At 60.7% G+C, this 2,426-nt stretch carries 1 protein-coding gene; it reads left to right on the forward strand.

Annotated elements, in window-relative coordinates; all coding sequences use genetic code 11:
* Positions 1-265 precede the first annotated feature (265 nt).
* Positions 266-2,254: a T9SS type A sorting domain-containing protein gene (locus FJY68_14220; GenBank protein ID MBM3332978.1), complete on the forward strand. Its 1,989-nt coding sequence runs from the start codon at positions 266-268 to the stop codon at positions 2,252-2,254.
* The last annotated feature ends 172 nt before the right edge of the window (positions 2,255-2,426 follow it).

Here is a 2,426-nt window from a genome sequence, read left to right on the forward strand (position 1 = left end):
AGCCGCCCGCCCAGACCTAGACCGTGTCGCCGAGACGATCAGGAACCGCCTTCACCAACCGTACTCACCCGCCGGCAGCTAGTGGCTGGCGGCCCGCGGTTGACAGCCGACGGCTGACTGCTTCCGGCCACTCGCCCACTGGAGCACTGGATCACTGGACCACTCGATCCTTCTCCCCCGCCGATTTGACATGACCTGGGTTCGGAGTATCCTACTCCCGATGGATGTCGGATTCACCCCGGCATTCACTGAAACGAGATAAGCGATGTGTCCCGAGTATTCCCCCTGTCCCCGAAAACCCCTCATTTGTGTCTGCCTGCTGCTTGCAGGCGTGCTGCTCGCGAAACCGGCGAGCCCAGGGGCCATTGTCCGGCTGGGCGCACCGATGGCTCGCCCGCTCGCGGGGGCGGTCGAGCAGAGCCTGTGGGGTCTCTCTCCAAATGGTGCAGCGGCCGATATGTTCCCCAATGACGTTGGGGCCACGTCGATACTTCCGGCGCCTGATATCTACTCTCGCTTCCACGATACTGTGTTCCCAGGCGGCTGCGTTATGAACCTCGGCACTCAAATTCAAGCCAATATACCCGTCATCTGCATCATCAGTGATTCTGCGACCGGCGCGCGAGTCTACGGTCCCGAGACGGCATACGTGGCGAGTCTGGGTCCGGGCGACTCGAGAATGGTCTGTTTCCCAAGCTGGATTCCGCCGGCCGAGGAGAGACGGTATTTCGACACAGTCGCCACGGCCTTTCCCGGAGACCAGGACACGACCAATGACTGGACCTACGGTCGTCTGACCGTTTCCGACTGGGGTATGGGACACCTGTCCTACAATGACGGTACGTTCGAAACCAGGCTCACCTGGCTAGCCGGCGGCGAGTTCGCAGAGAGGTTCATCGCTCCCGGACGGCCAGTGACGATAGAAAGCGTGGCGGTCTGGCTTTCGAGCACTTACGACACGACCTACGACGCACAAGTCAGGGTCTACGACGTCGCCAATTCACCTCTCGGCTTTCCCGGAAGTCAGCTCGGAGCTTGGGTCGGCAGACTTCGAACCGATACCTGGCCCTTCCTGTGCAAGAATTACGTGCACTTCGAACCGCCACTCGTTGTGGACCGCGACACTCTCTTCGTCTCCTACTACCAGACGAGTATCAGGCCAAACTGGCCCTACCTGGGACTGGACACGATCGGCAACACCGGTCACTGGAACCACTGGAGCAGGCCAAAAGGTGGTAGCTGGTCACAGGGAGAAGTTGGGGATTGCGCCATCGACGTCTACTTCGCCGGTCCGTTGCTTGACGCCGCAGTAGATAGGATCGGGTACCCGCCTGGACAGATTGAATACAACACGAACTTCAAACCGCAAGTCATCGTCAAGAACGCCGCCCGGTGCAGTTGCCACGACATCCCCGTCACGTTCTGCATCATTGGCAACGTCGGTGACACCGTCTACTCATGCACTGCCAGCAGCGGCCCGCTTGCAGCTGGCGAGACGACTGCTGTGACCTTCGCGGCTTCGGTTACGCCCGGGCCGGGCGAATACACCATGACTTGCATCGCCCTTCTGCCCGGCGACGAGATACCGGGTAACGATATGCTCACCATGCCACTGGTCGTAAACACCCCGCTCTTCGATGCCTCGCTAGAGGAGATAGTAGTCCCGCCGGGGCGAGTGGAGCCAAACACGACCCTCAACCCGAAGATAGTGGTCAGGAACAACGCGGTGTACGACTGCAACGACATCCCGGCAAGGCTCTGCATCCTGACAACCGCTGGCGACACGATCTACGCCAGCACCGCCGGCAGCGGCCCGGTGCAGTCAGGCCAGTCCGGGGTAGTGACTTTTCCAGACTCGATCACACCTTCGCTTGGCTACTACACCATCACAGGCATCACACTTCTGCCCTGCGACATCAATCCTGGCAACGACACGTTGGTCGGGCAGTTCGAGGTCATGTACCCTCGCTTCGGGGTGGAGGCAAGCGCGGTCGACAGCATCTACTTCACTATCACCCCGAATCCGCTCGGCCGGTTTGCTGCCGCGCGACACAGCCTGCCCAAGGCTGGGTTCTTGGCACTTGTCTTCTACGACGCGACCGGTCAGAAGGTCCACTCTCAGGTGATTGCTGCGGGTCGGGTAGGGACCACGGTCATCGATCTACGCGTGCTCAAGGCCGGCGTGTACGTCGTCAAGGTGAAGGCCAACGGCTTCTGCACAACGCAGAAGTTGGTGATAGGACGCTGGCCCTGATCCCGGTCTGGCTCTCAGGTTCCTCGGGGAAGAATGGGTGGAACCAGGGACAGTGGGGCTGTTGAGAAACCACTGTTGGGGGTGTGGTTTCATACCGCGAGCACGGATGTGACGCGGGACGGTCGCCAGAGCGCTGTTTTGATAGCTGAGTAGACTGCCGTGGCTGCCCGCC

The organism is candidate division WOR-3 bacterium (assembly GCA_016867815.1).
GTDB lineage: Bacteria > Hydrothermota > Tepidihabitantia > Tepidihabitantales > Tepidihabitantaceae > UBA2258.

Bases quoted from the DNA above. Each gene is read 5' to 3' on its own strand.
- FJY68_14220 (MBM3332978.1), top strand. From the start codon at position 266: ATGTGTCCCGAGTATTCCCCCTGTCCCCGAAAACCCCTCATTTGTGTC.